Origin of the sequence: Kitasatospora sp. NPDC058184 (genome assembly GCF_042883725.1) — a bacterium.
Classification (GTDB): domain Bacteria; phylum Actinomycetota; class Actinomycetes; order Streptomycetales; family Streptomycetaceae; genus Kitasatospora.
The window spans coordinates 34,128-57,183 of record NZ_JBHVVE010000017.1; the positions used below are offsets into that span (position 1 = coordinate 34,128).

The 23,056-nt window shown below is 72.7% G+C and carries 25 protein-coding genes and 2 pseudogenes; 9 read left to right on the plus strand and 18 right to left on the minus strand.

The genetic code is table 11. The features are described 5' to 3' along the window. Positions 1-35: 35 nt before the first annotated feature. The 5 genes and pseudogenes from ACFVXH_RS28420 to ACFVXH_RS28440 form a co-directional block, all read right to left on the minus strand. Entirely contained in the window at positions 36-1,550 is a 1,515-nt protein-coding gene (locus ACFVXH_RS28420) for an ABC transporter ATP-binding protein (protein WP_198959372.1), read from the minus strand. After that, positions 1,547-4,243 (minus strand): class III lanthionine synthetase LanKC, encoded by a 2,697-nt coding sequence (gene lanKC, locus ACFVXH_RS28425; RefSeq protein ID WP_074002990.1) that lies wholly within the window; start codon positions 4,241-4,243, stop codon positions 1,547-1,549. The genes ACFVXH_RS28420 and lanKC overlap by 4 nt, the downstream gene beginning before the upstream one ends. Before the next feature lie 88 nt (positions 4,244-4,331). Beyond that, positions 4,332-4,454: a class III lanthipeptide gene (locus ACFVXH_RS28430; protein ID WP_198959373.1), complete on the minus strand. Its 123-nt coding sequence runs from the start codon at positions 4,452-4,454 to the stop codon at positions 4,332-4,334. Between the two features lie 350 nt (positions 4,455-4,804). Next, positions 4,805-6,118 carry an Ig-like domain repeat protein gene (locus ACFVXH_RS28435; protein WP_387828459.1) on the minus strand — a complete coding sequence of 438 codons (1,314 nt, stop codon included), beginning with the start codon at positions 6,116-6,118 and terminating at the stop codon, positions 4,805-4,807. Positions 6,119-6,460: 342 nt separating this feature from the next. Next, a pseudogene (locus tag ACFVXH_RS28440) lies at positions 6,461-7,840 on the minus strand (rhodanese-like domain-containing protein); the annotation flags it as partial. A 647-nt stretch (positions 7,841-8,487) separates the two neighbouring features. Between ACFVXH_RS28440 and ACFVXH_RS28445 the strand changes: the two are divergent. From ACFVXH_RS28445 to ACFVXH_RS28455, 3 genes are all read left to right on the plus strand, one after another. Continuing rightward, on the plus strand, positions 8,488-9,243 hold the full coding sequence (locus ACFVXH_RS28445) for a DUF5131 family protein (RefSeq protein ID WP_074002993.1): 756 nt from the start codon (positions 8,488-8,490) through the stop codon (positions 9,241-9,243). Between the two features lie 90 nt (positions 9,244-9,333). Next, positions 9,334-10,428, plus strand: coding sequence for a three-Cys-motif partner protein TcmP (locus ACFVXH_RS28450; RefSeq protein WP_380743998.1), 1,095 nt, complete (start codon positions 9,334-9,336; stop codon positions 10,426-10,428). Positions 10,429-10,649: 221 nt separating this feature from the next. Next, positions 10,650-11,537 (plus strand): Rieske 2Fe-2S domain-containing protein, encoded by an 888-nt coding sequence (locus ACFVXH_RS28455; protein ID WP_387828463.1) that lies wholly within the window; start codon positions 10,650-10,652, stop codon positions 11,535-11,537. Between the two features lie 45 nt (positions 11,538-11,582). Here ACFVXH_RS28455 and ACFVXH_RS28460 read toward each other — a convergent pair whose 3' ends face one another. The 8 genes and pseudogenes from ACFVXH_RS28460 to ACFVXH_RS28495 form a co-directional block, all read right to left on the minus strand. Continuing rightward, on the minus strand, positions 11,583-12,578 hold the full coding sequence (locus ACFVXH_RS28460) for an iron-containing redox enzyme family protein (RefSeq protein WP_387828466.1): 996 nt from the start codon (positions 12,576-12,578) through the stop codon (positions 11,583-11,585). Continuing rightward, positions 12,575-12,880, minus strand: a complete 306-nt coding sequence (locus tag ACFVXH_RS28465; RefSeq protein ID WP_387828469.1) for a hypothetical protein — start codon at positions 12,878-12,880, stop codon at positions 12,575-12,577. Before ACFVXH_RS28465 ends, ACFVXH_RS28460 begins: the two co-directional genes overlap by 4 nt. Positions 12,881-13,045: 165 nt before the next feature. After that, on the minus strand, positions 13,046-13,861 hold the full coding sequence (locus tag ACFVXH_RS28470) for a SigB/SigF/SigG family RNA polymerase sigma factor (RefSeq protein WP_387828472.1): 816 nt from the start codon (positions 13,859-13,861) through the stop codon (positions 13,046-13,048). A gap of 355 nt (positions 13,862-14,216) precedes the next feature. After that, positions 14,217-14,741, minus strand: coding sequence for an ATP-binding protein (locus ACFVXH_RS28475; RefSeq protein ID WP_074002997.1), 525 nt, complete (start codon positions 14,739-14,741; stop codon positions 14,217-14,219). A 263-nt stretch (positions 14,742-15,004) separates the two neighbouring features. After that, positions 15,005-15,565, minus strand: a complete 561-nt coding sequence (locus tag ACFVXH_RS28480) for a hemerythrin domain-containing protein (RefSeq protein WP_387828475.1) — start codon at positions 15,563-15,565, stop codon at positions 15,005-15,007. A 215-nt stretch (positions 15,566-15,780) separates the two neighbouring features. Next, positions 15,781-15,975 (minus strand): annotated as a pseudogene (locus tag ACFVXH_RS28485) (hypothetical protein); the annotation flags it as partial. A gap of 181 nt (positions 15,976-16,156) precedes the next feature. Next, positions 16,157-16,615: an SRPBCC family protein gene (locus ACFVXH_RS28490; protein ID WP_049649659.1), complete on the minus strand. Its 459-nt coding sequence runs from the start codon at positions 16,613-16,615 to the stop codon at positions 16,157-16,159. 90 nt (positions 16,616-16,705) lie between these two features. Continuing rightward, positions 16,706-17,392, minus strand: coding sequence for an STAS domain-containing protein (locus ACFVXH_RS28495; protein WP_387828479.1), 687 nt, complete (start codon positions 17,390-17,392; stop codon positions 16,706-16,708). A gap of 167 nt (positions 17,393-17,559) precedes the next feature. On the opposite strand from ACFVXH_RS28495, the gene ACFVXH_RS28500 reads away from it, so the two are divergent. Then, on the plus strand, positions 17,560-17,853 hold the full coding sequence (locus ACFVXH_RS28500; RefSeq protein ID WP_387828482.1) for a helix-turn-helix transcriptional regulator: 294 nt from the start codon (positions 17,560-17,562) through the stop codon (positions 17,851-17,853). 144 nt (positions 17,854-17,997) lie between these two features. Here ACFVXH_RS28500 and ACFVXH_RS28505 read toward each other — a convergent pair whose 3' ends face one another. From ACFVXH_RS28505 to ACFVXH_RS28515, 3 genes are all read right to left on the minus strand, one after another. Continuing rightward, positions 17,998-18,333: a hypothetical protein gene (locus tag ACFVXH_RS28505; RefSeq protein WP_387828485.1), complete on the minus strand. Its 336-nt coding sequence runs from the start codon at positions 18,331-18,333 to the stop codon at positions 17,998-18,000. A 193-nt stretch (positions 18,334-18,526) separates the two neighbouring features. Next, complete coding sequence (locus ACFVXH_RS28510) at positions 18,527-18,775, minus strand: hypothetical protein (RefSeq protein WP_387828487.1); 249 nt, start codon at positions 18,773-18,775, stop codon at positions 18,527-18,529. Next, positions 18,750-19,436 carry a type III effector protein gene (locus ACFVXH_RS28515; protein ID WP_387828489.1) on the minus strand — a complete coding sequence of 229 codons (687 nt, stop codon included), beginning with the start codon at positions 19,434-19,436 and terminating at the stop codon, positions 18,750-18,752. The genes ACFVXH_RS28510 and ACFVXH_RS28515 overlap by 26 nt, the downstream gene beginning before the upstream one ends. Before the next feature lie 109 nt (positions 19,437-19,545). On the opposite strand from ACFVXH_RS28515, the gene ACFVXH_RS28520 reads away from it, so the two are divergent. From ACFVXH_RS28520 to ACFVXH_RS28540, 5 genes are all read left to right on the plus strand, one after another. Then, entirely contained in the window at positions 19,546-19,980 is a 435-nt protein-coding gene (locus tag ACFVXH_RS28520) for an Hsp20/alpha crystallin family protein (protein WP_049649656.1), read from the plus strand. Positions 19,981-20,111: 131 nt separating this feature from the next. Continuing rightward, complete coding sequence (locus tag ACFVXH_RS28525) at positions 20,112-20,405, plus strand: STAS domain-containing protein (RefSeq protein ID WP_387828492.1); 294 nt, start codon at positions 20,112-20,114, stop codon at positions 20,403-20,405. Positions 20,406-20,449: 44 nt separating this feature from the next. Continuing rightward, positions 20,450-20,854: a DUF2267 domain-containing protein gene (locus ACFVXH_RS28530; RefSeq protein ID WP_387828495.1), complete on the plus strand. Its 405-nt coding sequence runs from the start codon at positions 20,450-20,452 to the stop codon at positions 20,852-20,854. Positions 20,855-20,918: 64 nt separating this feature from the next. Beyond that, positions 20,919-21,317 (plus strand): DUF2267 domain-containing protein, encoded by a 399-nt coding sequence (locus tag ACFVXH_RS28535; protein WP_387828498.1) that lies wholly within the window; start codon positions 20,919-20,921, stop codon positions 21,315-21,317. 302 nt (positions 21,318-21,619) lie between these two features. Next, positions 21,620-21,868 (plus strand): hypothetical protein, encoded by a 249-nt coding sequence (locus tag ACFVXH_RS28540; protein ID WP_117485503.1) that lies wholly within the window; start codon positions 21,620-21,622, stop codon positions 21,866-21,868. A gap of 249 nt (positions 21,869-22,117) precedes the next feature. Here the strand turns inward: ACFVXH_RS28540 and ACFVXH_RS28545 are convergent, their stop codons facing one another. Together ACFVXH_RS28545 and ACFVXH_RS28550 are read right to left on the minus strand one after the other, a co-directional pair. Continuing rightward, positions 22,118-22,375, minus strand: coding sequence for a CDGSH iron-sulfur domain-containing protein (locus tag ACFVXH_RS28545; protein WP_117485505.1), 258 nt, complete (start codon positions 22,373-22,375; stop codon positions 22,118-22,120). Further along, complete coding sequence (locus ACFVXH_RS28550) at positions 22,359-23,015, minus strand: HemK2/MTQ2 family protein methyltransferase (RefSeq protein ID WP_387828501.1); 657 nt, start codon at positions 23,013-23,015, stop codon at positions 22,359-22,361. Before ACFVXH_RS28550 ends, ACFVXH_RS28545 begins: the two co-directional genes overlap by 17 nt. Between the last annotated feature and the right edge of the window lie 41 nt (positions 23,016-23,056).

Here is a 23,056-nt window from a genome sequence, read left to right on the forward strand (position 1 = left end):
GGTCCGGACACCCGCGCCCCGACCGCTCGGGGCGCCTAACGCAGCCCGGTGAGGGTCGCCACCCGGTCGAAGCGGCCGTCGATGGCCTCGTCCCCGTGGTGCACGACGAGCAGGGCGCGCCCCTCGGTCCGCTCCCGGAGCACCCGGAACACCAGCTCCCGGCCGCCGTCGTCGAGGTTCGCGAACGGCTCGTCAGCCAGGTACACGTCCGCGTCCTCGTGCAGGAGCACGGCGACCCCGACCCGCTGGCGCTGGCCGGACGACAGGTCCGAGGGCAGCTGGTCGGCCAGGGCGTCCAGACCCATCGCGGCGCGCAGCCGCTCGTCGGCGACCAGTTCGCGCACCGGCAGCGGAGGCAGGTGCACCGGAGCGGTCAGGCTCGCCACCCGGGGCGGCAGGGTGACCGCCCCGGCGTCGGGGGCGAGGGTCCCGGCCATGACGTGCAGGAGCGTGGTCTTGCCGCAACCGTTGGGGCCGCGGAGCAGCACGCGCTCACCGACGCGCAGGTCGAACTCGTCGATCGAGACCCTGGCCTCCTCGCCGTACCCGACCCGGACTCCGCGGACCCGCACCAGGGCCCCCTCGTCGTAGTACGGGGCCTGCCCGGAGTCCCGCAGGGACTCGATCCGCTTGAGGACCGCGCTGCTCCGGCGGGCCTGCGGAATCATGTTGACGAGGTCGAAGATCCCGGTCACCGCCCGCCACAGCGAGTTCACGAAGGCGAGGAAGCTGCCGAACGACATCCGCCCGGCGAAGACGAAGAAGGCTCCGATGATCATCGAGGCGGTGTCCGACAGGTTCATCACCAGGTCGCTGAGGGCTCGCTGCCGCTGTGACAGACGGAAGTTGACGAAGGTGAGGTCGAGGAACCCGCGCAACGCGTCCCGGTTCACCGCGCGGGTGCCCGGCAGCAGCGACGGCAGTCCGCGCAGGGCGGGGAAGGACTCCAGCGTGCGGGTCAGCGTGTTGATGTACCGCGCCTCCGCCTCGCGTTCGGGCCCGGTGTTCTGCTCGATCCGCCTGCCGAGCCGGTTGCTCACGAGCACCAGCGGCGGCACGATCACCAGCAGGATGAGGCTGGCCTGCCAGGACAGGTAGAACAGCACGCCGAGGAAGGCGACCGACGCGACCGCCTGTCGCGCGATGCGGAGGGAGACGTCGATGGCCGGCAGGACGCCCTGGGAGACGTCGTTGTGGATGCGGCTGACGTACGAGGCGTTTCCCGCCTTCGCCACCTCTCGGCCGTCCAGGCCGAGCGTGCGGCTCAGCAACTCCGTCTCCAGCACCAGTGTGAACGCGTTCTCGAGGCGCTTGCGCCAACAGGCGACGGCGTAGCCCGTGATGTTGAGGGTCAGTCCGAGCAGGAGGTACCCGAGGCCGAGGACGAGGAACCTGCGGAAGTCGGCGGTCAGGATCGCCTGGTCGAACAGGGCCTTGAGCAGCAGGGGGTGCAGCAGGGCCTCGAGCCCGCCCGTGGCGGCCTCGGCGACGAGGACCACCACGAACGGGGCCCGGTGGCCCCGCAGCGTACGCCACAGCCGGTTGTTCACCGCGCCGCCTCGTCCAGCAGGAAGTCGGCGGTGCCTCCGGTGTTCACGCGGTGGAGCACCCGCAGCAGCCCCGCCGACCCGGTCAGGTAGTCGCAGGAGCAGCGCAGCAGCCCCTCGCCGGGAAGACCCAGCAGGGTACGGCCGTCCTGGCGCGGCAGGCCGAAGCGCTCGGCGGGCTCGAACAGGAACACCCTCCGGACGGTGTCGAGCTGCGTCAGCGCCCTGTCGCGGTAGGAGCGGTCCCCGGTGAACTCGGCCGCGTCGAGCAGCGCGTCGGCGATCCCGGTCATGCCGAAGCCGTACCCGGGCAGCACCGAGTAGCGGACGTCCAGTCCGCGCAGGACGGTGCGCGCCGCGTCCAGGTCGCCGTAGCGCAGCAGCACCTGCGCCACGCCGGCGGACCCCACCTCGATGTACGGCTCCATCGTCCCTTCGTGCTCGAACATGACCGGGCCCCCGTCGTTCAGGGGCTTGGCGTGGGCCATCTCCCAGGAAAGCGCCTGCCGTCCGAGCCGCAGGTGGTGATCCTCTCCCGTGACCTGGTGCATGCGCAGCAGGAACATGGCGACGCCGGCCTGTCCGAAGCCGAGGCCGGTCAGCGGCCCCTCGGTGGCGAACTCGTTCACCCAGTGGGCTCGCCCGCCGTCGTGCCGCACCGTGTCGTGCAGGGCCTGCGCGCAGTCCCGTGCCGCGGCGAGGTCGCGCGGGTCGCGGCCCTGCAGGAAGAAGCGCAGGTTCGTCATCCCGACGCCGGCGAGGCCGTAGTAGAAGGTGTAGTCGCCCTTCTCCAGCGCGCGCCTGTTGGCCCGGGCCAACAGGCGCCTGGCCTCGGTCCCGAACCCGAGCGAGTCGGCCGCCCAGGCGATGCCGGCCAGGCCGTTCATGAGACCGTCCGGGTACTCCGCGCTGTCGATGCCGGCCAGTTCGCCGCCCAGCCAGTCGCGCCATTCGGGCCGGATCGCGATGCCGGAGGACTGCAGCGCCCACAGGACGCCGCTCGCCCCGAAGCCGAGGCTCAGCGGGTTGGTGACGTGAGCGAAGGGGTCCACGGGGAAGAGCGTGCCCCGGCCGGGGTCGGCGACGGCCTCGACGAACGCGGCCACTCCGTCCTCCGCCTCCACCAGTCCGAGCCGTTCCTCGACGACCGGCCGCGCCGGGAGGGCCTCGACCTGGTCGAGCAGCTCCGCCTCGTCCTCCAGGGCGTCCAGCACGTCGGTGAGGCCGATCCGGTCCCCGGCCAGGTCGGTGATCAACCGGTGGACGCGCTCCGGCCAGCCCAGGCCCTCGGTGATGTGGATCCGGTACAGGTCGAGGACGTCCTCGCGCAGGTAGGACATCGCCGCGATCGGGAAGACGAAGTACGCCATGGTGGACGCCAGGGCGTACCGGTCGCCCTCCGGCCCGAATTCCCTGAAGCCGTCGCGCGAGAGGCTGAACCCCGGTGTGTAGAGCTCGACGGGCTGCTCCAACTCCGTTTCGCCGCTCCCGCCGCGGCTGTCGGTCCCGGCCAGCCGGCAGGCCTCCAGGTCGACGATGGTCACCTCGTGGGTGTCCGGGTCGACGAGCAGGTTGGAGGCGGTGAAGTCGGCGAGGATCACCCCGCGGTCGTGCGCGGCCTGGATCGCGCGGGCCAGCCCGCGGAAGACGGCGAGGAAGATCCGCAGGTACTCCCGCGACTGCTCGATGTCGAACCCCGGCCGCGCGAGCGGGTTGCGTTCGAGCAGCACCGAGCGGAGGTCGGAGGCGTCGACGAACTCCTCGGCGATGAAGTGGTGCTCCCAGTGGCGGAACTTCGCGATCGGGGCCGGGTACGAGCCGATGTCCGCCAGCCGGTTCAGGAACATCCACTCGCGGTCGAGGATGTCCACGGCGTCGTGGTTCCGACGGGGGTTGATGTTGGTGTGCGGACGGGCCTCCTTGAGCAGCACCGGCCGGTCGTCGTGCGCCGTGTCCTCGGCCGTGTACACGCCGCCGCTGTTGGAGAACTGGATCGCCCCGGTCACCCGGAACCGGCCCCCGACCAGGCCGTCGTCCTCGTCCTCGTCCTCGGGCTTCCAGTCGTCGAAGGGCCAGGGCACCCAGTCGGGCCGGGCGTTCCCCACGCTCCGGTCGTCGGGGACGGGACCGTCCGGTCCGAGGATCCGCGGGTGCCGCCGGCCGAGGACGTCGACGGTGTGGGTGTCGAGGAACTGGCCGTAGCGGAAGTACAGCGCCCTGCTGTCCCGGTAGCGCAGGTCCGACAGGACGTAGGCGCCCTCGTAGCCCTCCAGGAGTCCGGCCAGGTCGGCCAGGACCTTCCTGAACTCGTCGTCACCGCGCGGGTAGACGGTGACGAACTTGCCGCCGCTCCCCCGGGACATGGCCTTGGAGTTGAGCATCTCGAAGACGTTGAGGTCGAGGGCTATCTTGAAATCGGTCCCGCGTTCCGTCAGATATCCGATCACCGAGGCGGCGACCTCGCGCACGTGACGGCAGCTCGCCGACACGTGGATCTTCCAGCCCTGCGCCGGCAGGTCCGGGCTGGACCGATGGCTCCACCAGATGCCGCTGCGGACGAACCGCGCCCTCAGCGGCTCGTCGAGCCCGGCGAGGAAGTGGTCCGCACTCGGTTCGTACGAGACGTCGAGCGGGTCGAAGAACAGCGTGTCGTTCCACGCGAAGAGGAAGCGGTAGACCCATCGTTCGTTGCGCATGTCAGCCTCTGTGATCGTCCGCGGGCAGCCGGTGGGAGCGGCGGGGTCCGTGCGGGGGCGCGGCGCACCCCCGCACGGACCCGTCGGGCTACGACTCGCCGGGCTTCGGCGGGGTGGTGCAGCAGCGGCCGGTGCTGCTCGTCAGGCTGACGATGGCCACGGCGCTCAACTTGACGCGGGCCTCCATGTTCTGGAGCTTGAGGACACTCATCAGGGTCGTCTCCTGGGAGATCACGTGCGCGGGACGCGCAACAAGGGTGGGATGCGCACCGGCCGGCAGCCGGCACGGGCCCGGACCGTGATGCCTCCGCGGCCCGGGTGATGGAGAGTCTCGTCGCGGCGCACCGGGTGCCGGTAGGGGCTGATAGTTGTCATGGCCTTCCGACCGGTTCGGCCGCAGACTGAAGAGTTGTCGTCCTTCCGGGCCTCGGGCACGACGGCGGCGGAGCCCGCGATTCGTCCTCGCGAGCCCCGCCCGGTGTCACGCTGTCACCTGCGTCGGCAGCAGTGCCTGTCGCGGCTGACGAGGGTGTGCCCCTCGGTGCCGCCGCGGCGTTCTGATCAGGGGTCCACCGTCACGGTGATGGTCTCGGGGTTGGCACTGTTGTCCTGGTACACCGGGTCACCGCTGTAGACGGCGGTGACGGTGTGGGTGCCCGCGGTGCGGAAGGCGGTGACCGTCCCGCCGGCGGCGCAGGTGCCGAGGGAGAGGATCAGGCGTCCCGTGCCGAGGGTCGTCCCGGTGGTGGTGTCGGTGAACGTGACGGTTCCGGTGGGCCTGGTCGTGGAGCCCGCGCCGGGGCAGACGATGTCGCTGAGCACGACCGGCGAGCCGGTCCGGGTGCGCTGGGGCAGCGCGGTCAGGGTCGTGGTGATCGGCTTGCCCACGGTGTAGCTGATGACCACCTGGCCGTTGTGGTTCGCCGTCCCGATAGTCGAGGCCGCATAGGACGTCCCGGTGCCCGACGGGGCCGCGAAGCTGCTTCCCCCACCGCCACCGCCGCCGCTCGCCTCCGTGCCGGTTCTGTTGACGGCACCGCTGCCGCCGCCCCCGCCGGCGAAGTACCCGCCGCCACCGCCCCCGCCCGCACCGGTGGCAGTGGCGGCACAGCCGCCGTCGATCGCTCCGCCGGCGCCGCCGGTGCCGATCGTGGTACCGGCGAACCCGCCTCCCGGCCCACCCGGTGTGGCGATACAGGACGGGACGGTGCCGGCGGCCCCGCCCGCACCACCCGTGGTCGTGCTGGTGCTGCCGCCGCCCCCGCCGTGCCCCGCCGCGGCCCCGGGGCCGGTGGCGCTTCCCGTGGTGCCGCCGGTGGCATCGGGCGTCGTCCCGCCGTTGCCGCCGTTGCCGCCCGTCAGGCCGCTCCCGGTGCCCCCGGCGGCTCCGCCGCCCCCGGCGACCACCAGGAAGGAGCCCGCGCTGACGCTGGAAGCCCCGCCCCCGCCCGGCCCTTCCGCCCCGAACCCGGTGGCCGAGATGCCCCCGCCCGGAGCGCCGCCGTTGAACCCGCCGGCACCCCCCGAACCCGTGCCGTTGCAGCCCTTGCCGCCCGTGCCGCCGACGTTGACGGTGACCGTCGTCGGCGCGGTGGTCTGGGGGAGAGTGGTGACGACCCGCGCCCCCGTCCCGCCCGTCCCCGTGACGGAACAGGAGGTGCCGGTGTTGTCGGCACCGCCCGCGCCGTCGGCGGTGATCGTGACCACCGCCTGGGCCGGGATGGTGAGGCTCTGCGGGGCGCCGGTGAAACCGAAGGTGACCACCGGGTCGGCCCCTCGGGTCCGCACCGGGGCGGTGGCCGGCGCGGACCCCGTGGCCGCGGCGGTCGCGGGGCTCAGCCCGGTCCCGGCCAGCGCCACGCACACCCCTGCCACGACCCCGGCCTGCCACCACCGCGCACGGGCCTGGGCGCCTGCCTCTCCCTCGGCGACGGGATGTCCTGGGGCACGGTGTCTGATCACTGCTGTCTCCCGATGTGACGGCTTGAGGTGAGACTTCGGGGTGCTGGATCACGCGCCCCGTGCAGCAGTGGTGTCCCTGCTCCGGAGCGTGATCAACAGGGACAGCGTGACGACCGGACGGCGCTTGTGCCCCGATTGCTCCGACAGCGGCATGCCACACACCATCACACTGGGCGGCACACGAACTCACTGAGCTGGTCACGGGCGGATGACGTCGCGGAGATCGCCGGCCGGGGCGGGCCTGGGCAGCTGGGTTCAGGCCCGGGTGGGGTGGGTGAGGGTGTGCCAGGCGCCGTAGCCGCCGAGGAGGTCGGAGACGTCGGGGTGGCCGTGGTGGCGCAGCAGGCTGGCGGCGATGGAGGAGCGGTGGCCGCTGGCGCAGTGGACGACGAGGGGGTGGTCGGTGGGGATCTCGTCGAGGCGGGTGGGGAGTTCGGTCAGGGGGATGTGGAGGGATCCTTCGATGGTGCCGGTTTCGCGTTCGCCGCAGGTGCGGACGTCGAGGACGGTGGGGGGCTGTTCGGTGGTGAGGGTGGTGCGGAGTTGGTCGGCGGTGAGGCGGCTGGCGGGGGTGAGGTGGTCGGCGAGGGCGGGCAGGGCGTTGTCGGGGTTGCGCAGGTAGCCGGCGATGTGGTCGAAGCCGATGCGGGCGAGGCGGGTGACGACCTCGTCCTCGCGGTCCTGCGGGGCGATGATCGCGATGGTGCTGTCGGGGGTGAGGACGGTGCCGGCCTGTTCGGCGAAGCGGCCGTCGAGGGGGACGTTGACGGCGCCGCGCAGGTGTCCCGCGCCGAAGTCCTGGGGGCTGCGGGCGTCGAGGACGACGGCGCCCGCGGTGCGGGCCTCCTTGAAGCCTTCGGGGCACAGGGGGCGGGTGGCGTTCGTGCGGTCGAGCAGCGGGCGGTCCTGCCGGTTAAGGGCGGCGTCGTGGCCGAAGTAGGCGGGGGCGGCGGACTGGCCGGCGGTGACGATGCGGACGAAGGTGTCCTGGTCCATCGGCTGGCAGGCGTAGTTGGTCAGTCGCTGCGCGCCGATGGTGGACTGGCGGTCGGTGGAGAGGTTCTTGCCGCAGGCCGAGCCGGCGCCGTGGGCGGGGAAGACGAGGGTCTCGTCGGGCAGAGCGAGCAGCTTGCGGTGCACGCTGTCGTAGAGCATCGCGCCGAGTTCGGCGGCGGTGACGCCGACCGAGGCGAGCAGGTCGGGGCGGCCGACGTCGCCGATGAACAGGGCGTCGCCGGTGAGCACGCCGTACGGGATGGTGTCGTCGGGCTGCTCGAAGACCAGGATGCTGATCGACTCGGGCGTGTGCCCGGGGGTCTCCAGGATCTGCAGGACGACATCGCCGAGTTCGATCCGCTCACCGTCGGTGAGGTGGCGGATGGGGTAGTCGGTCTCCGCGCGGCGTCCGTAGCCGATCCAGGCGCCGGTGCGGTCGGCGAGTTCGAGGTGGCCGGCGAGGAAGTCGGCGTGGAAGTGGGTGTTGATGACGCCGACGACGGTCAGGCCGCGTGCCGTGGCGTCGGCGAGGTACTCGTCGACATCCCGGCGGGGGTCGACGATCACGGCCTGGCCGGTGCGCTCGTCGGCGATCAGGTACGAGGCCTGGGAGAGGCAGTCGAGGTAGAACTGGGCGAACTATGTCAACCGATCCGGTAGGGAGATCGTATAGGCGAGGGAGAGGCTGGGGAAGGGGGGCAGGGTGCGGGCCAGGTACGCGATCAAGCCGCTGCCCAGGTATGCACAAGCAGTGCGGAGCATGCGGTTGACACCCCGGACAGGACTATGCTGACCTGCGAAAATGCCTCCCCCGATCTACTGTCAGGGCTGCCGCCTGGCGAACACAGGACGCTCTTGAGCAGCTCGCGCAGGAAAGCTGCGGGCAGGCCTCCGGGCGTCCCATGGCGACTCGGCATGGTCGACGAGTGCTCTCATGTGTCCGCGTGTACAGCAGGGTCTACTCATCCTGATGCTGACCTCTTGCTGACCTTGTCTGATCATGCGTCAGCTCGGGATTCCATTCCGGTTGCCGCGCATCGCGACCTCCCTGCCGACCGCCTTCCCGCCCCCGAGCCACAGCGCCGAGGCCGACGGACGGCATCAGCCCGGGAGTCGCCAACGTACTCCGGCACCGGCCGAACTCCGTTCCGCCGGCTCGGCCGGAGGAGCCATCGGCCTGGCCTGCGGGTTCGACACCGGTGGTGTAGGCGGAGGAAGGTAGGCGGTTGGCGGCCCTCGCCGGACAACGGTCGGCGCGAGGCCCGGCACGGCAGTGAGGAGCGGCAGTGAGCGATCGAAGCGCGATCGAGTGGACGGAAGCGACCTGGAACCCGACCACCGGATGCGACCGGGTCTCCGCCGGCTGCGACAACTGCTACGCCCTGACCCTGGCCAAGCGGCTGAAGGCCATGGGCGCCGCCAAGTACCAGACGGACGGTGACCCTCGAACGTCCGGACCCGGCTTCGGTCTTGCGCTGCATCCGGACGCGCTCGACGTCCCGAAGCGCTGGCACAGCCCCCGGGTCGTGTTCGTGAACTCGATGAGCGACCTCTTCCATGCCCGGGTGCCGCTCCCGTTCGTCCGGGACGTGTTCCAGGTGATCGCCGACACCCCCCAGCACACCTACCAGGTGCTGACGAAGCGCTCCGTGCGCCTTCGCCGGGCCGCCGGCCGACTGAAGTGGCCGGACAACTTGTGGATGGGAGTGTCGGTCGAGGACGAGAGCCAGCTGGATCGCATCGACGATCTGCGAGCCGTCCCGGCCGCGGTCCGGTTCCTCTCCCTGGAGCCGCTGCTCGGACCGCTGCCGGAACTGGACCTCGACGGCATCGGCTGGGTGATCGTCGGCGGCGAGTCGGGCCCCGGCCACCGCCCGATGGACCCCGCGTGGGTCGCCACCGTCCGCGACGCCTGCCAGGCGGCCGGCGTGCCGTTCTTCTTCAAGCAGTGGGGCGGCCGCAACCCCAAGGCTCGCGGCCGTGACCTCAACGGCCGTACCTGGGACGAGATGCCCGTACGGGGGCCGCTCGTGGCGCCCTGATCCAGTGCGCCGTGCACGCCCTCTGTTCGCGCCGTGACGATTGTGTGATCCTGCCTCCGGCAGCGACGGCTCACCGCACCGGGGAGACACATGGCGGCACCGAAGGACGTCATCTGGCCACGCGACCCGCACACCGCCGCCAAGCACGCCCTGCTGCGGCGCTACCTCCAGGCCTGGGCACCGATCATGCTCAGCCGCAACGAGATCATCACCTATGCCGAGGGCTTCGCGGGCCCCGGCGTCTACCGCGACGGCGAACCCGGCTCCCCTGTCGTCGCCCACCAGGTCTTCTCCGGAGCGCTTCGGCGCAGCCCCCGGCGCGTGAAGATGGTACTGGTCGAGGAGGACGCCCGGCGCAGGACCGAGCTGGAACGCCGCATCGAGGCGGCCGCAGGCACCCACGGGCCCCGGAGCGGCCGACTGGACGTGCACGTAGCACAGGGCCGGTGCCATCCCGACCTGCTGCAGCAGCTCGCCCTAGCCGGCAGTCTGAACCACCCCATGTTCGTCCTGCTCGACGGCTTCGGCGGTCCGGAGATCCCGTTCCCCCTCCTGCGACGGATCGCCACCCAGCGCCGCAGCGAGGTGATGGTCACCTTCCAACCCGCCTTCCTCGTCCGCTTCGCCGGCAAGGACGAACGCCACCGCGCGGCCGGCGACGCCTTCTTCGGCGACAGCGACTGGCACGGCGTTTTCCAGCAGCCCTCCTCCGCGAAGGCCGCCTACCTGCGCGACCGCTACCGCGAGTCCCTCGGACGCGCCGGGTTCCAGCACACCCTGGTCTTCGAGATGATCGACGAGGCCGGCCACCTCCTCTACCTGATCTTCGGCACCCGCCACGAGCGGGGCGTGGAGAAGATGAAGGAGGCCATGTGGGTCGTCGACACCACCTCCGGCGTGCGCTACCGCGACCCCAAGGACCCCAACCAGCAGGCCCTCGACCTCGAACTCGAACCCGACACCGGCCCCCTGCGCCGCATCCTGCTCGACCACCTGCGCACCGCCCCCGCCGCCCGCAGCGTCGACCAGCTCAAGAAGTACGCCCTCCTGGAGACCGTCTACCGCCCCACCCAGGTCATACCGCTCCTCAAGAGGATGCGCGACGACCGGGACATCGACGTCTCCCCGGGCCGGATCACCGGAGCCAGCACCGTCACCGCGCTCCGCCAGGCCGCCCTGTTCTGAAAAACGGTCTCGGCGCGGCCCGACGGCGTCGCCACGGTCTCCTGAGCCAGGGCCCGACGGCGTTGCGCCTGCCGCCCCCGCAGCCACGGAGGGACGGCGCCGACCCCGCTCTCCGGTCACGGTCGGGCTTACGGCCACTCTCGTACGCCTGCCCGGACCGGCTCCCGGACACACCCTGCCGTCCGGGTTTGCCGGTCCGGTGCCTGGCTAGCCGCTCTGGTATGGAAAACACACCCCTGCGCACCCGCCGGTGGTCCCGCCGACTGCGCCAAGCCCTGGACGCACCGGAGCACTGGGACCTCCTCGACGCTCCGGCCCGCCCTCTCGCCAAGGCGGTCGAGGCCCTCCCGCTCGGGCCCTACCGAGACGCGCTGCACGGCGTGTGGCTGGGCCACCCGCTCCACCCCGCGATGGTCCAGCTGCCGATCGGCTTCTGGACGTCCGCCGCAGTACTGGACTACCTCCCCGGCGGGCACCGGTCCGCCGACACCCTGGTGGCGGCCGGGCTGCTGACCGCCGGGCCCACCGCCCTCACCGGCTGGGTGGACTGGGCCCGGCTCGACCCGCCGCGCCGCCGCACCGGCCTGGTGCACGCGCTGGGCAACACCACCGGTGTGCTGCTCTACGCCGGCTCGCTCGTGGCCCGCTGCCGGGGGCACCGGGCCCGCGGCCGGCTGCTCGGCCTGGCCGGGGCGACCGTCGTCTCAGCCGCCGCCGCGCTCGGCGGGCACCTGGCCTACCGGCAGGCCGCCGGCCCCGACCGGGCCGCCGCCGTGCCTCGCCTGGCGCCCGCGGACTGGGTCTCCCTCGGCGCGGTGGAGGACTTCCCGGAGGGGAAGCCCGTGCGGGCGACGGCCGGCGAACTGGCCGTGGTCGTGGTCCGCGAGGGCGACCGCTGCCACGTGCTGGCCGAGCGCTGCGCCCACCTGTCCGGGCCGCTCTCCGAGGGCTCCCTCGTGGAGGGCTGTCTGCGCTGTCCCTGGCACGGCAGCACGTTCCGGCTCCGGGACGGCGAAGTGGTGCACGGCCCGGCCACCGCACCCCAGCCGGTCATGGAGGCCCGAGTACTTTCCGGGCATCTGGAGATCCGGCTCCCCGCAGCCGGCTGACCATCTTTCCCGGTCGGACCGCGCGAGGTCGCGGGCGGGCCCGGCTCAGCCTGTGCCGTCCGGGAGGGGTGAGCGAAGCGAGCTGCGTCCGGCCCGCCAGTGGTCGAGCAAGTGGTTCGCGAAGCGCCCGCCGACCACCCCGGCCGCGGCCACGCCGAACGCCACGTCCCTGGCGAACTCGGGCTCGGCCGCGACCAGTTCCTCGATGACCCCGCGGCGCACGAGTTGCTCGTGGACGGCGTCCGCCTCGACGTGCTCGCGGTAGAAGAGGGTGCCGTCCGGGCCGCCGCCGAGCCGTTCCAACGCCGCCGCCAAGCGGGCGGAGCCGGGCGAGGAAGTGATCTCGACGGTCGCGAAGTGCCCGACGGCCGCCCCGCGCATCGCCCGGTGCAGGCCGAAGAGCGTCATCAGGTTGACCACGGCCAGGGTCGGCGCCGGCACGAAGTCCAGGTAGTGCCCGTAGCCGGGGTCGAGGCCGAAGGCGGCCATCATCCGCTCGAAGAGCCGGGCGTGGGCCCGCTCCGGCCGTCCGGCGCCATACTCGTCGTAGAGGATCGCCGTCAGCACCGCCTGTGCGGGCCCATGGATCCTCGGCAGCATCCACAGCTGCGGGTCCGCCTCCTTGAGGTGGTAGACCGATCGGTGCACCAGGTACTCGCGGGCGTTCCGGCGCTCACCCTCGGCGAGCAGGAAGTGCGACGGGCCGGTGCCGTCGGGCGGCTCGGTGAGCAGTGCTTCGAACGCGTCCCGCAAGGGCGGCGCGGGCTCCGCCTCCGCACGCACCGCGGCCAGGAATGAACGCTCCAACCCCTGGCGGAATCTCAGGAGTTCGGGATCCCACTCCCAGTCGTCCAGGACCCCGGGCAGCCCGCGGTCGTGGAGCTCGTAGCAGAGGTGCAGGGCCAGCTGGTGGTCCTCGCCCCACGGCTCGTCGAACGGGCCGGGCGGTGTGGGCAGACAGCCCGCTCCGGGCGGTCCGGAGGTGAGCAGGGCCGTCAACGCCGCCGACAGCGGACCGCGCGACGCGGGCAGCGCATTCACCCTTCCTCCTGGCGGCCGTCGGCGCAGGCACAGAGCACCGCGAAGGCGATGGTCAGGGTCAGCGCCCAGCAGCCCGTGAAGACCCACAGAAACGGCGCCTCGGACGTCCCCAGGCCTGCCCCGAGCAGGCCCAGCAACAGCAGGGCGAGCGCCAGCACGGTCCGCGGCCGCACGCCGCGCAGCACGTCCCAGGCCCGGCCGCGCAAGCGGAACCCGACGACGCGAAGCCTCAGCTCCAGGACGTGGTCCCGGCGCAGCCCCCGCTCGATCCCGCGCAGCTCCACCCGCTCACGCCGATCCATCCGTCCGCCTCCTCACGCCGCCGTCCCCGTGGTCCGCCGCTGCGGCTACCCGGGTTCCGCGTTCGCTAACGCCCCGGCCCCACCCAAAGCCGGACGGCCAGCAGACAGGCTCAAGGGCGGGCGGCCTGAAGCCGCACGCCGGAACCGCGGCTCGCCTGGTCGGCCTCAGCCGACTCCCTCCGGCTCCGGTCCGTCGGCCCAGCCGTCGGCGTCCAGGTCGTCCAACTGCTCGCGCAGCAGGGCGAGGGTGGCACTGAGCAGCCGGGAGACGTGCATCTGGGAGACGCCGATCCGCTCCGCTATCCGGGACTGGGTGCAGCCGTCCCAGAACCGCAGCTTGAGGACGGTCTGCTCGCGCTCCGGCAGGCGGGCCAGCAGCGGGCGGACGGCGGTGCGGAAGTCGGCGAGTTCGATGCCGGGGTCGCAGCCGCCGAGCCGGTCGAGCAGGGCGCTGCCGGTCTCTTCGGTCTCCTGGTCGCGCAGCGCGTCCAGGGAGCTGGGGCGGCAGGCCCGGCCCGCCAGCAGCCCCTCGGCGGCCTGCTCGACGGTGAGGTGCAGGTCCTCGGCGATCTCCTCGGGCCGCGGTTGCCGGCCGAGTTCCTGCTCCAGGCGGTCGGAGCCGCGGACGACGGCGAGGTAGAGCTCCTGCGTACCGCGCGGGACGCGCACCGGCCAGGAGGTGTCGCGGAAGAACCGCTTGATCTCGCCGGTGATGGTGGGGATCGCGTAGGTGACGAACTCCAGGCCGCGCCGCGGGTCGTAGCCGTCGACCGCCTTGATCAGGCCGATCGTGCCGACCTGGAGGATGTCCTCCATGTCCTCGGCCCGGTGCCGGTAGCGGGCGGCGATGAAGCGCACCAGCGGCATGTTGAGTTCGATGATCGTGCCGCGGACGTAGCTGTAGGCGCGGCTCTCGCGGGCCAGCCCGGCCAGCCGCCCGAACAGCGCGTCGCTCAGCTCCCGCGCCTCGGACTTCCCCATACGGCGGAGTTCGGCCGCCGTGGGCCGTCGCGGCAGATCGGGCGGCAGACCCGCAGGGACGGCTTCGCGATCGGTGGTTTCCACACGGATAGACACTGGATCTCCAGGGCATCGGCATCACGCCCGGCGACACGTGTGGGGCTCACACCCCATGCGTCGCGGACTCCTTTCCCAGAACCTGTGCCCGGCTTCTTCAAGCGCGGTCCCGGTGGCACCGTCCACGGTGCTGCGGCAGCCGGACGGATCACGGCCGCTCTCTGAGGCTTCTACCCCGGAATCGGTTCCCGACTCAGGATCCGAGCTCTCTCTTGCCGAGCCGACCTCGGATGGCCACCCAGCATCCCGGGCCCGGTCCTCAGGCCGAGCACTCTCGGTGGTTCGGCGGACCCGGCGGGAACCCAATCTCCAGCCAGACCACCTTGCCCCCGCCCTCGGGCGCGCAGCCCCAAGACCCCGCAAGTCGCTCCACCACACGGAGACCGTGTCCGCCCGGTCGGCCCGGGTCGGCGTGCGGGCGCAGCTCGGGCGGCACCGGGCTGGTGTCCGTGACCTCCGCCCGCAGACGGCGCCCGTCCCAGCTCAGCCGCAGTTCGCCCGGCCCACCGGAGGTGTGCAGGCAGGCATTGGCGACCAGTTCGGCGACCATCAGCAGAAGGTCCTCGGCGACCCCCAGCCGTTCCTCGTCCGCGGTCGGCAGCCAGGACCAGGACCGCAAGGCCTCCCGACTGAAATCACGGCCCGCCTGCACGGCGCCCTCCCGACCGGAGAACACGAACCGCTTGGTCTCCCCCGCGCCCGGAGCCCCCGGGTTCACCGGGACTCCGACCGGGCCTGCCGTTCCGATCGGCCCTGTCAGCGGCACTTGCCGGAAGCGGTCCATGCCTGGCCTCCTCTCCTCGGCCCGGTCCAGCCATGCCCAGCGCCTGCCCGAGCGGGTCGCGGCTACACGTCCACGGGACGGAACGCGCGCCGCTGATCACCGCCCGGCCCCGCGAACGACTCCTGACCTGGAGGGGGTCGGACCGGCGGCTGATCGTAGCCGGCCGCCAGGCAGGTCAACTGCCCCTCCGTCAGCTGGTCGTGTGGATCGGCACCGGTCGGGACCGACCGCACCACGGCCGGGGGTTCGGGTGCCGCCCGGGGTCAGTGCGGCCCGCCCGGGGTCAGGAAGTCCCGCATCCGCTCGGCGGCTGAGCGCTCGGGGGACGGCAGGCGGTCCGCCGGGCGTGCGGTGGGCGGTTGGTGGCGGGGCCGGCCGGTGGAGGACTCCTTGGTCTCCCGCGCCCTGATCGCGAGGTCGCGCAGCTCGGCCTCGCTCGACACTGCCCGTACGGCCGGGAAGAGTCGAGCCTCCTCGTCGCCGGCGTGCCGGGTGACCTCCTCGATCAACCGGGCGACCAGCCGATCGAAGCGGGGCGAGGTGACATGGGTCGGGCGGAGCTCCTCCAGCAACGCTTCCACCCCTCGGTGGTCGGCGAGTTCGCGTTCCACCAAGGCCTGCCCGTCGGCCAACCGGTCACGGGCGAGCGGATAGAGATGCTGCTCCTCGGCCCGGGTATGGCGGACCAGTTGATCGGTCACGAGGTCGGCCAGGTCCTTGCGCTGCGGGTCCCCACTGGGGATGCCGCTGAGTTCGCTGAAGTGGACCAGCACGGACCGGTGGTCGGCGGTCAGCTGCTCCAGTAGGTCTTCGTCGTGGTGCACGGCGGACGCTCCGTTCTCTGGCCTTGCCGGTTACGGGGGTCAGCCCGACGGTGCGGTGAAGCCCCCGCCTCCGTCGGGCGGGTTTCCATCGCCCCTGCGTGTCCCCGGGAGCCCCGGAGCCAAACAGTCGTCGCACGTGGCCCGCGCTCAGCGCGCGCCAGCGGCCCCGGCCGGGTGCGCAGCGCGGCATCGACTCCCCGGAGGAAGTGTTCGCGGTCACCGGGGTTGCGTGAAGTCACCAGCCGCCAGTTGCCGGCGTCGTCCGTGACCAGCGGTTCGTCGGCCCGGGTGGGGGCTGCGATGTCGACGTGGACGCCGTTCTCGCGCAGGTGCCGTACGGGGACGAGCAGTTCGTCCTGTTCGACGCCGTAGTTCGTCACGATTGCCAGGGCCCTGCCGTGCTGGGTCATTTCTCCTCCTGGTCCGCGGGATGCCTCGGGTGCGCGAACGCGCGCCCCGGGCTCGGCGGGTACCCGCCGCACCCTGGGCCACGCCTGATCAGCCGTTTCCGATCCAACGTCACCGCGGGGCGTGGACCGGCCGCCGGGCGGGTGTCCCGGCGGCCGGTGGCGCGGACGATCGGAAGCGGGTTCAGCCAGGGCTGATCCGGCCCCGCCAGCCGCCCTCCTCCCGGCCGCGTTCCTCGATGAACGTCTTGAACCGCGTCAGGTCCCCCTTCACCCGGCGGTCGACCACACCCGTGACATCGGCGGCCCGCTCCGCCACGCCCTCGGGCCGGAAGTCGATGGCCATGGCGACCCGGGTGTGGTCCTGGTCGAGCTGCCGGAAGGTCACCACGCCCTTCTGGTCGACGTCGCCGCCGGTGGTCCGCCAGGCAATCCGCTCGTCGGGCTGCTGGTCGACGATCTCGGTGTCGAACTCACGGGTGACGCCGCCGATGCTGGTCCGCCAGTGGTTGTGGCGGTCGTCCAGCTGGGTCACCGAGTCGACCCCCTCCATGAAGCGCGGGAACTCCTCGAACAGCGTCCACTGGTTGTAGGCGGTGTGCAGGGGGACGTCCACGTCCACGGACTCCTTCACCATGCTCATCCGGTCCTCCTCCCACGGTACGGCCGGGGATTTCCCGGCCGACCGTGCGCCTGCCCGTCCGCTGCCGGCTCAACCGTCCCGCCCGGATGGTCATCCTCCGTCGGGGCGCGGGGCGGGAAGCGGGCGGTGCCGCAAGGCGTCCTCGACGGTGGGGTGGACGGGGAACAGCGCGGCGGTCCCGGTGAGCTCCAGCACCCGCAGCGTCCGCCCGGAGGGGGCGACCAGCACGAGGGGGATGCCGATGTCCAGCGCGCGCCGACGGGCGGCGAGGAGCAGGTTGAGCCCGGTGCAGGTGAACAGCTCCACACCCGCCAGGTCGACCGCGAGCAGGGCGGGACGCCGGACGAGCGCGGCATCGAGTGCCCGGGCGGCGACGGGCTCGCTGTCCAGGACCATGTCCCCGGTGAAGGAGCACACGAGGGCGTCACCGGCCCGGACGGTCTCCGCCCTCAGGCAGGGCGGAACGGCCCACTCCTCGGGCCGGGAGCCGCACCGCACGGCCGCGCCGGCCCCGCCGTCGACAGCGGCCCGCCCGGGCTGGACGGACGCGATGCGTTCGAGGTCCTGCCACAGGTCGAGGGCCCGCTCGTGAAGCCCCGCCGCGGTGCGGCTGCCCTCTTCGAGGGCCGTCAGGTAGGCGTCGACGCCGGTGACGGCGTGGCGCACCTGCCGGCACAGCGGCTCCCCGCAGGTGCGGGGGTCCCGACCGCCCTCACGGGGCGGCCCCAGGCAGTCGACCAGCCGGGACCTCAGCCGTTCCAGCCCGTGCCTGCTCATCGGGTCCATGGAACCATCTCCAGAAGCAGAGCCGCCGGGGAATCCGCGGCGAAGCACTGCGGAGTGCGGCCCTTCCACTCTTCGCCCATCCGGCAGACATGTCAACCATTGCACGAATCTTCTGTCGTGTATCGGCAGTCGTGAAACAGGAGTCCTATCGTGGAGGAATGGACAACGGTACGACGACCGAACGGCAATGGACCTTCCTGACCAACCACGCCCGCGTACTGGTCCAGATCGCCCGCGACCCCGGCATCCGCGTGCGCGACATCGCCGCCCGCTGCCTGCTCACCGAACGCGCCGTCCAACGCATCATCGTCGACCTCGAACAGGCCGGATACCTCAGCCACGAACGCCGCGGCCGCACCAACCACTACCGCGTCGTCACCAGCAAGCAACTGCGTCACCCCGCCGACGCCGGCCCCACCATCGCCGAACTCCTCGCCACCCTCCTGCGCTGAACCCGTCCCGGCACGGAGAGCCGGCGGCAACGCCGAGGCGGCCGGACGGCCGCGGACAGGGCGTGAGCTTCTTGAGAGACGGGGCGGCGCAGCGCACACAGATGGCCAGACTTGATCACGACGGGGCCGGATGTCGGGCCACGGTCAGCGACTGATCGGCGCGAAGCCGAGAATCCAGCCCAGGGCGCGGGCCGCGCCCGCCGCACGGACGTGCTCGGGGCCCGAACGGTCACGGTCGCGCGAGAGCTCGATCGCCGCACGCTCCTCCACCGCGAGGTCGGCGTCGGCCGGCGGGCCGTCCAGGATACGGCCGGTCACCGGCGCCGGCCCCACGTCAGTGCGCGAAACCGGCGGTAGCTCTTTCCTGGGCGCCATGCCGACCAGCCCATGACGGCACGGGCCCTCCAGGCGATCCTGAGGAACGCCGGCATCGCGCCCGGCACCGGCCGCGCCCAGGTGCTGCGCCGGTTCGGCGCCCACACACCGCCGCCTGTCGCCGCGAAGGCACTCGGCTACACCGACTTCACCACCGAGCAGGCCGCGACGGACAAGGGGTCACCTGGAGCCGGTACGTCGCCGGAGACCCCCAGCGCTGACGGGCCCCCTGGGCGTGCCGGTGGAACACGGGAGCCGGTTCTGACGGCCGGGGTGGTTGCGGTGGTTCCCGGCCTCGTCAGGCCGGCCGGTGGTCCGTCGGCGCGGTTGGGTGACCGTCCGGATCGGGGGCGGGCAGTGGCCAGTTGGGGTGGGCGAGGTGGTGGCGCAGGGCGTCGAGGCGGGCGAGGTGGTGGTCGAGGGCGGCGTTGACGGTGCTCGTGGTGGCGGCCACTCGTGCTTCGAGGCCGTGGATCCGGTCCAGGAGGTCCTGCCAGCGCCTTTCGGCGGCGGCGACAGGGTCAGGCGCGGCGTCGGTCGCTGTCATCGCGGATCTGGGTGGTGTGGTGGGTGAGGGCGTCGAGGCGGGTGGCGAGGTCGCCGTGGCCGGCGCCGAGGTGGGGGCGGATGGCGGCGAGGGGCTCTATGAGGTCGGCGGGGTCGGCGGCGCCGAGGGCGGCGGTGAGGGCGGCCTGGGCGGGACGGGCGCCGGGAGCGAGTGCGGCCGTGGTGATCTGGGCGGCGAGGACCCGCAGCTCGGCGGCGTGGTCGCGGGCCCAGACGGTGACCGATCGGTCGGCGGCCCGCCGGTCGCGGACGGCCTTGACCCGTTCCGCGCCGGTACCGGACCGCGAAACTTCGGTGGCGGGCTTGAGGCGCAGGTAGCGGTTCTCGGCGGCCTGGCGGCTGGCCACGCCCATCGGGTGGGCGAGGTCGGCCCAGGTGGCGCCGGCCTCCCGGGCACTCTCCACCAGGCCCGCCTCCCAGCCGGCGAGCTGGCCGCGCAGCTCGCGCAGCAGGACGAGTGCGGCCAGGGCCTGCTCAGGGCCACCGTGCTCGTCAGGGGTGGTCGGGGGCCGGGACGCGGGATTCTGGGCGGCGCGGACCGCGTCGTCGATGGCGGCCAGCGCCGCCGCGGCCGCCAGGAACGAGACGGGCTCGACCGGCGGGGAGGCATCGGGGACGGCGCTGCGGGACTTCTCGCTCATGCCGTCACTCTATAGGCGACGCGGCAACTTGTCATCGGATGGATGACGCGCTAGAAAGGAGTCAGGTGAAGCGCACTGGCACCCATTCGACCCATGGAGGTGTTTCGCAATGCTGCTGCGCACTGACCCGTTCCGCGAGCTGGACCGGCTGACCCAGCAGTTCCTCAACACGACCGGCACCTGGTCGCGTCCCACGCCGATGCCGCTGGACGCCTACCGGGCCGGCGACGAGTACGTGATCTGCTTCGACCTGCCGGGGGTCGACCCGGAGGCGATCGACATCGACGTCGAGCGGAACATGGTGACCGTCAAGGCCGAGCGCCGCCCGCGCCAGGAAGGCGAGGGCATCAAGTGGGAGCTGTCCGAGCGCCCGCTCGGTGTGTTCTCCCGCCAGGTCATGCTCTCCGACACCCTCGACCCCGCCGGTATCACCGCTGACTACGACGCCGGCGTGCTGACCCTGAAGATCCCGGTCGCCGAGAAGGCCAAGCCCCGCAAGATCGAGATCAGCCACAGCGGAAGCCGCAAGCAGATCCAGGCCTGACCCGTTCCCCCGATGCCGTTCCGGCCGCCCCCGATCTCTCCCCCTCGATCGAAAGGGGCGGCCGGAACACCCCTCGACCGCCGGGCCGGCCCCGTCCGGACCGGCCTACCCGCACACGACGCGGAAACGCCATGAACGGTCACAGCAACCAGCCCTTCATCGTGCGAGCCCACGGCGAGATCGACCTCGACGCCGCACCCTCGCTACGCCGTGCCCTGGCCACCGCGCTCGAGTCGCACCGGGAGGTGGTGCTGGATCTGTCGCAGGTGACGTTCATGGACTGCGCGGGCCTGGGCGCCCTGGTCCAGGCCCTCAACCAGGCCGACCGGTGCGATGCCCGCCTGGTCCTGCGCGGGGCCGGCCGCCGCGTGATGCGGCTGCTCAAGCTGACCGGGCTGCACCGGCGCCTGGCCGTCGAGCCTTGAGGCCACCCGGGCGCGCCGGGCCTCGGGACGGAGGAAGAACCGCAATGACGCTTCGATGGGAGACGTTCCTGGAAGAGGTCCGGGAGCGCGGTGAGTACGACAGCCCGCAGGAGGCCGAGCGGGCCGCCCGGGTGGTCCTGGCGCTGCTCGGCGCCCACCTGGTCGGCGGGGTGCGGGCCGAACTGGCCGCCCGACTGCCCGAGACCATGGCCCTGATCCTGCTCAACCCGCTGCAGGCCGCCGAGCCACTCAACGCCGAGCGTTTCGTGCGCGCGACCGCGGCCTGGATCGAGGGCGCCACTGAAGCCACGGCCCTGTGGGACGTCGGCGCCGTCCTGTCCACGGTGGCCGACGCCGCCGGCGACGACCTCATGGACCAGGTCCTGCTCCAGCTGCCGCCCGGCTACGACCTGCTGTTCGGCCGCCCGACCGCAAGGACACGACCCTGACCCCGACCACCCCTCACACACCGCCGGCCCGCCCGGCGGTCGGCCCCAGGAAGGCCCCACCGTCATGACCCGCTACCGCCACCTCCTCCAGCAGGTCCGCGACCTCGGCCGCTACCCCACCGACGAGGAAGCCGAACGCGCCCTCGACGCCGTCCTGACCCTCCTCGGCTCCCAGCTCACCGGCGACGAACGCTGCGACCTCGCCGCCGTCCTGCCCGAACGGGCCCGCGCCGTCCTCGCCGCCCAGATCCCCCTCCCGTCGCCCGTCACCGCCCCCGCCTTCGTCGAAAGCCTCGCCCACACCCTCGGCACCAGCCTCACCGCCGCCCGCTGGGACGCCTCCTCCGTCCTGGCCGCCCTCACCACCCTCACCGACGACAACCTCACCGACCGCCTCCTCACCCACCTACCCCGCGGCTACGCCCTGCTGTTCGGCCGCGCCGACCTGGCCGCCGTCGCCTGAAACAGCGGGCCCGACCTGACATCGCCGGCTGCACGTGCATCCTCACGCCTGTGCGCACAGGGTAGTAGGACGAGCGGAACTCGCTACTTCACTGAACGCGACCTCACCAGACCCGAAACACCCGGCACCGGAGATCGTCACCGCGGGGCCGCCATGCCCCCGCAGGGCCCGGCATCCGCCGTGCAGGCGGCGGCAGGACCGCGGAGGGACTCGGATCAGGTGCCGTCCGTCGGTTCAGGCCCGGAGTTCCCGGGCACCCGCGAGGTATCCCACCGGCAACGACTCACGAAGGAGAGCCCGCCATGACGAAGTCCGGCGACAAGGGCACCCAGCCGAACGAGACAACGCGGGAGCGCTCCGCAGAGGAGCGTTCGATCACCTCCCCCACCCCGGCCGACGTCCGGGCGAAAGCGGACGGGATCGTCGGGGCCCGCGAGCGATCCGCCGAGGAGCGCGGGATCACGGCTCCCACCCCGGCCGACGTCCGGCGCAAGGCCGACTCGGACGACGACGAACCGGAGCCGCCGGCGGCGGACACCGTGGCGCCCTAGGGAGAATCGTGGCCGCCCGGCAAGCCCGCGCCGCTCCTCCCCGGACCGGAGCACGCCGGGCGGGGACGGCATCTCAGGAGGCCGACTGCGGCGCACACGGCCGCTTCGACGACGAAGCCCGTGATCACGGCGCCCAGCTGTGGGGCTCCCCCTACCAGCCGTCGGCGGGGCGGCGTTCGTCGCCGCCGCGGCCGGCGCGATGGCATCCGGCGCGGCGGCCGCGGTGAGCGGAGCGGACCGTCCGTCCGCTCACCTCCCACCGGCCGCACCGCCCGAGTCGCGCGGGCCCTGCTCCCGGGCCCGCAGCGGCCGTCCGTGCCGCCGGTGGCTGGTGTCGCAGAACGGGTACGTGCGGCTGCGCCGGCAGGCGCACAGGGCCACCACCGGGCGCTCGGACAGCCTCCGGGTGCCGTCGGGGAGGACCACCTCCACCGGGCCCTCGACCAGCAGAGGGCCGCCCGGCACGACGACCACCCGGGTGGCGTAGCGATCAGCGCCCGCGGACACCGCGCACCACCACCAACTCCTCCTCGCGCTCGCCGGGCCGGATCACTCCGAGCCGCTCGAACAGGGCGGCCCGGGCCGTCATCACCGGCCCGAAGGGCTGCCACCGCCGAGCCGCCACCTCTGTGCGCAGCGCGGCCGCGCGCAGGAGCGCCAGGGTGGCCGGCACGCCCGCGAGCGCGGACTGCACGACCAGCAGCACGCCGCCCTCGGCCAGCGCCCCGGGAACCGTCCGGCAGATCCGGTCCAGGACCAGCCGTCCGTCCGGTCCGGCGTCCCAGGCCAGCGCGGCGCCCCGGCCGGGAGCCGCGCCGTCCGGGTCCGTCGGGACGTACGGGGGATTCGCGGTCACCAGGTCGAAGCGTTCACCGGGCAGCGGGGCCAGAAGGTCCCCCCGGCGCAGCCGGACCCGGTCGTGGTGCAGCCGGGCGTTGCACCAGGCGGTGGCCACCGCCCTGGCGGACAGGTCCACCGCCGTGACCAGGGCCCCGCTGCGCGCCGCCGTGATCGCGACGGCCCCGGTCCCGGTGCAGAGGTCGAGCACCCGGCTGGAGCCGTCCAGCGGCTCCCGGCGCACACAGGCGGCCAGCAGTTCGGTGTCGCCCTGGGGCACGTAGACCCCGGGCGGGCGGATCAGCAGCATGCCGAGCGGTTGCCCGGCCCGGCACCGTTCACACCTACCGC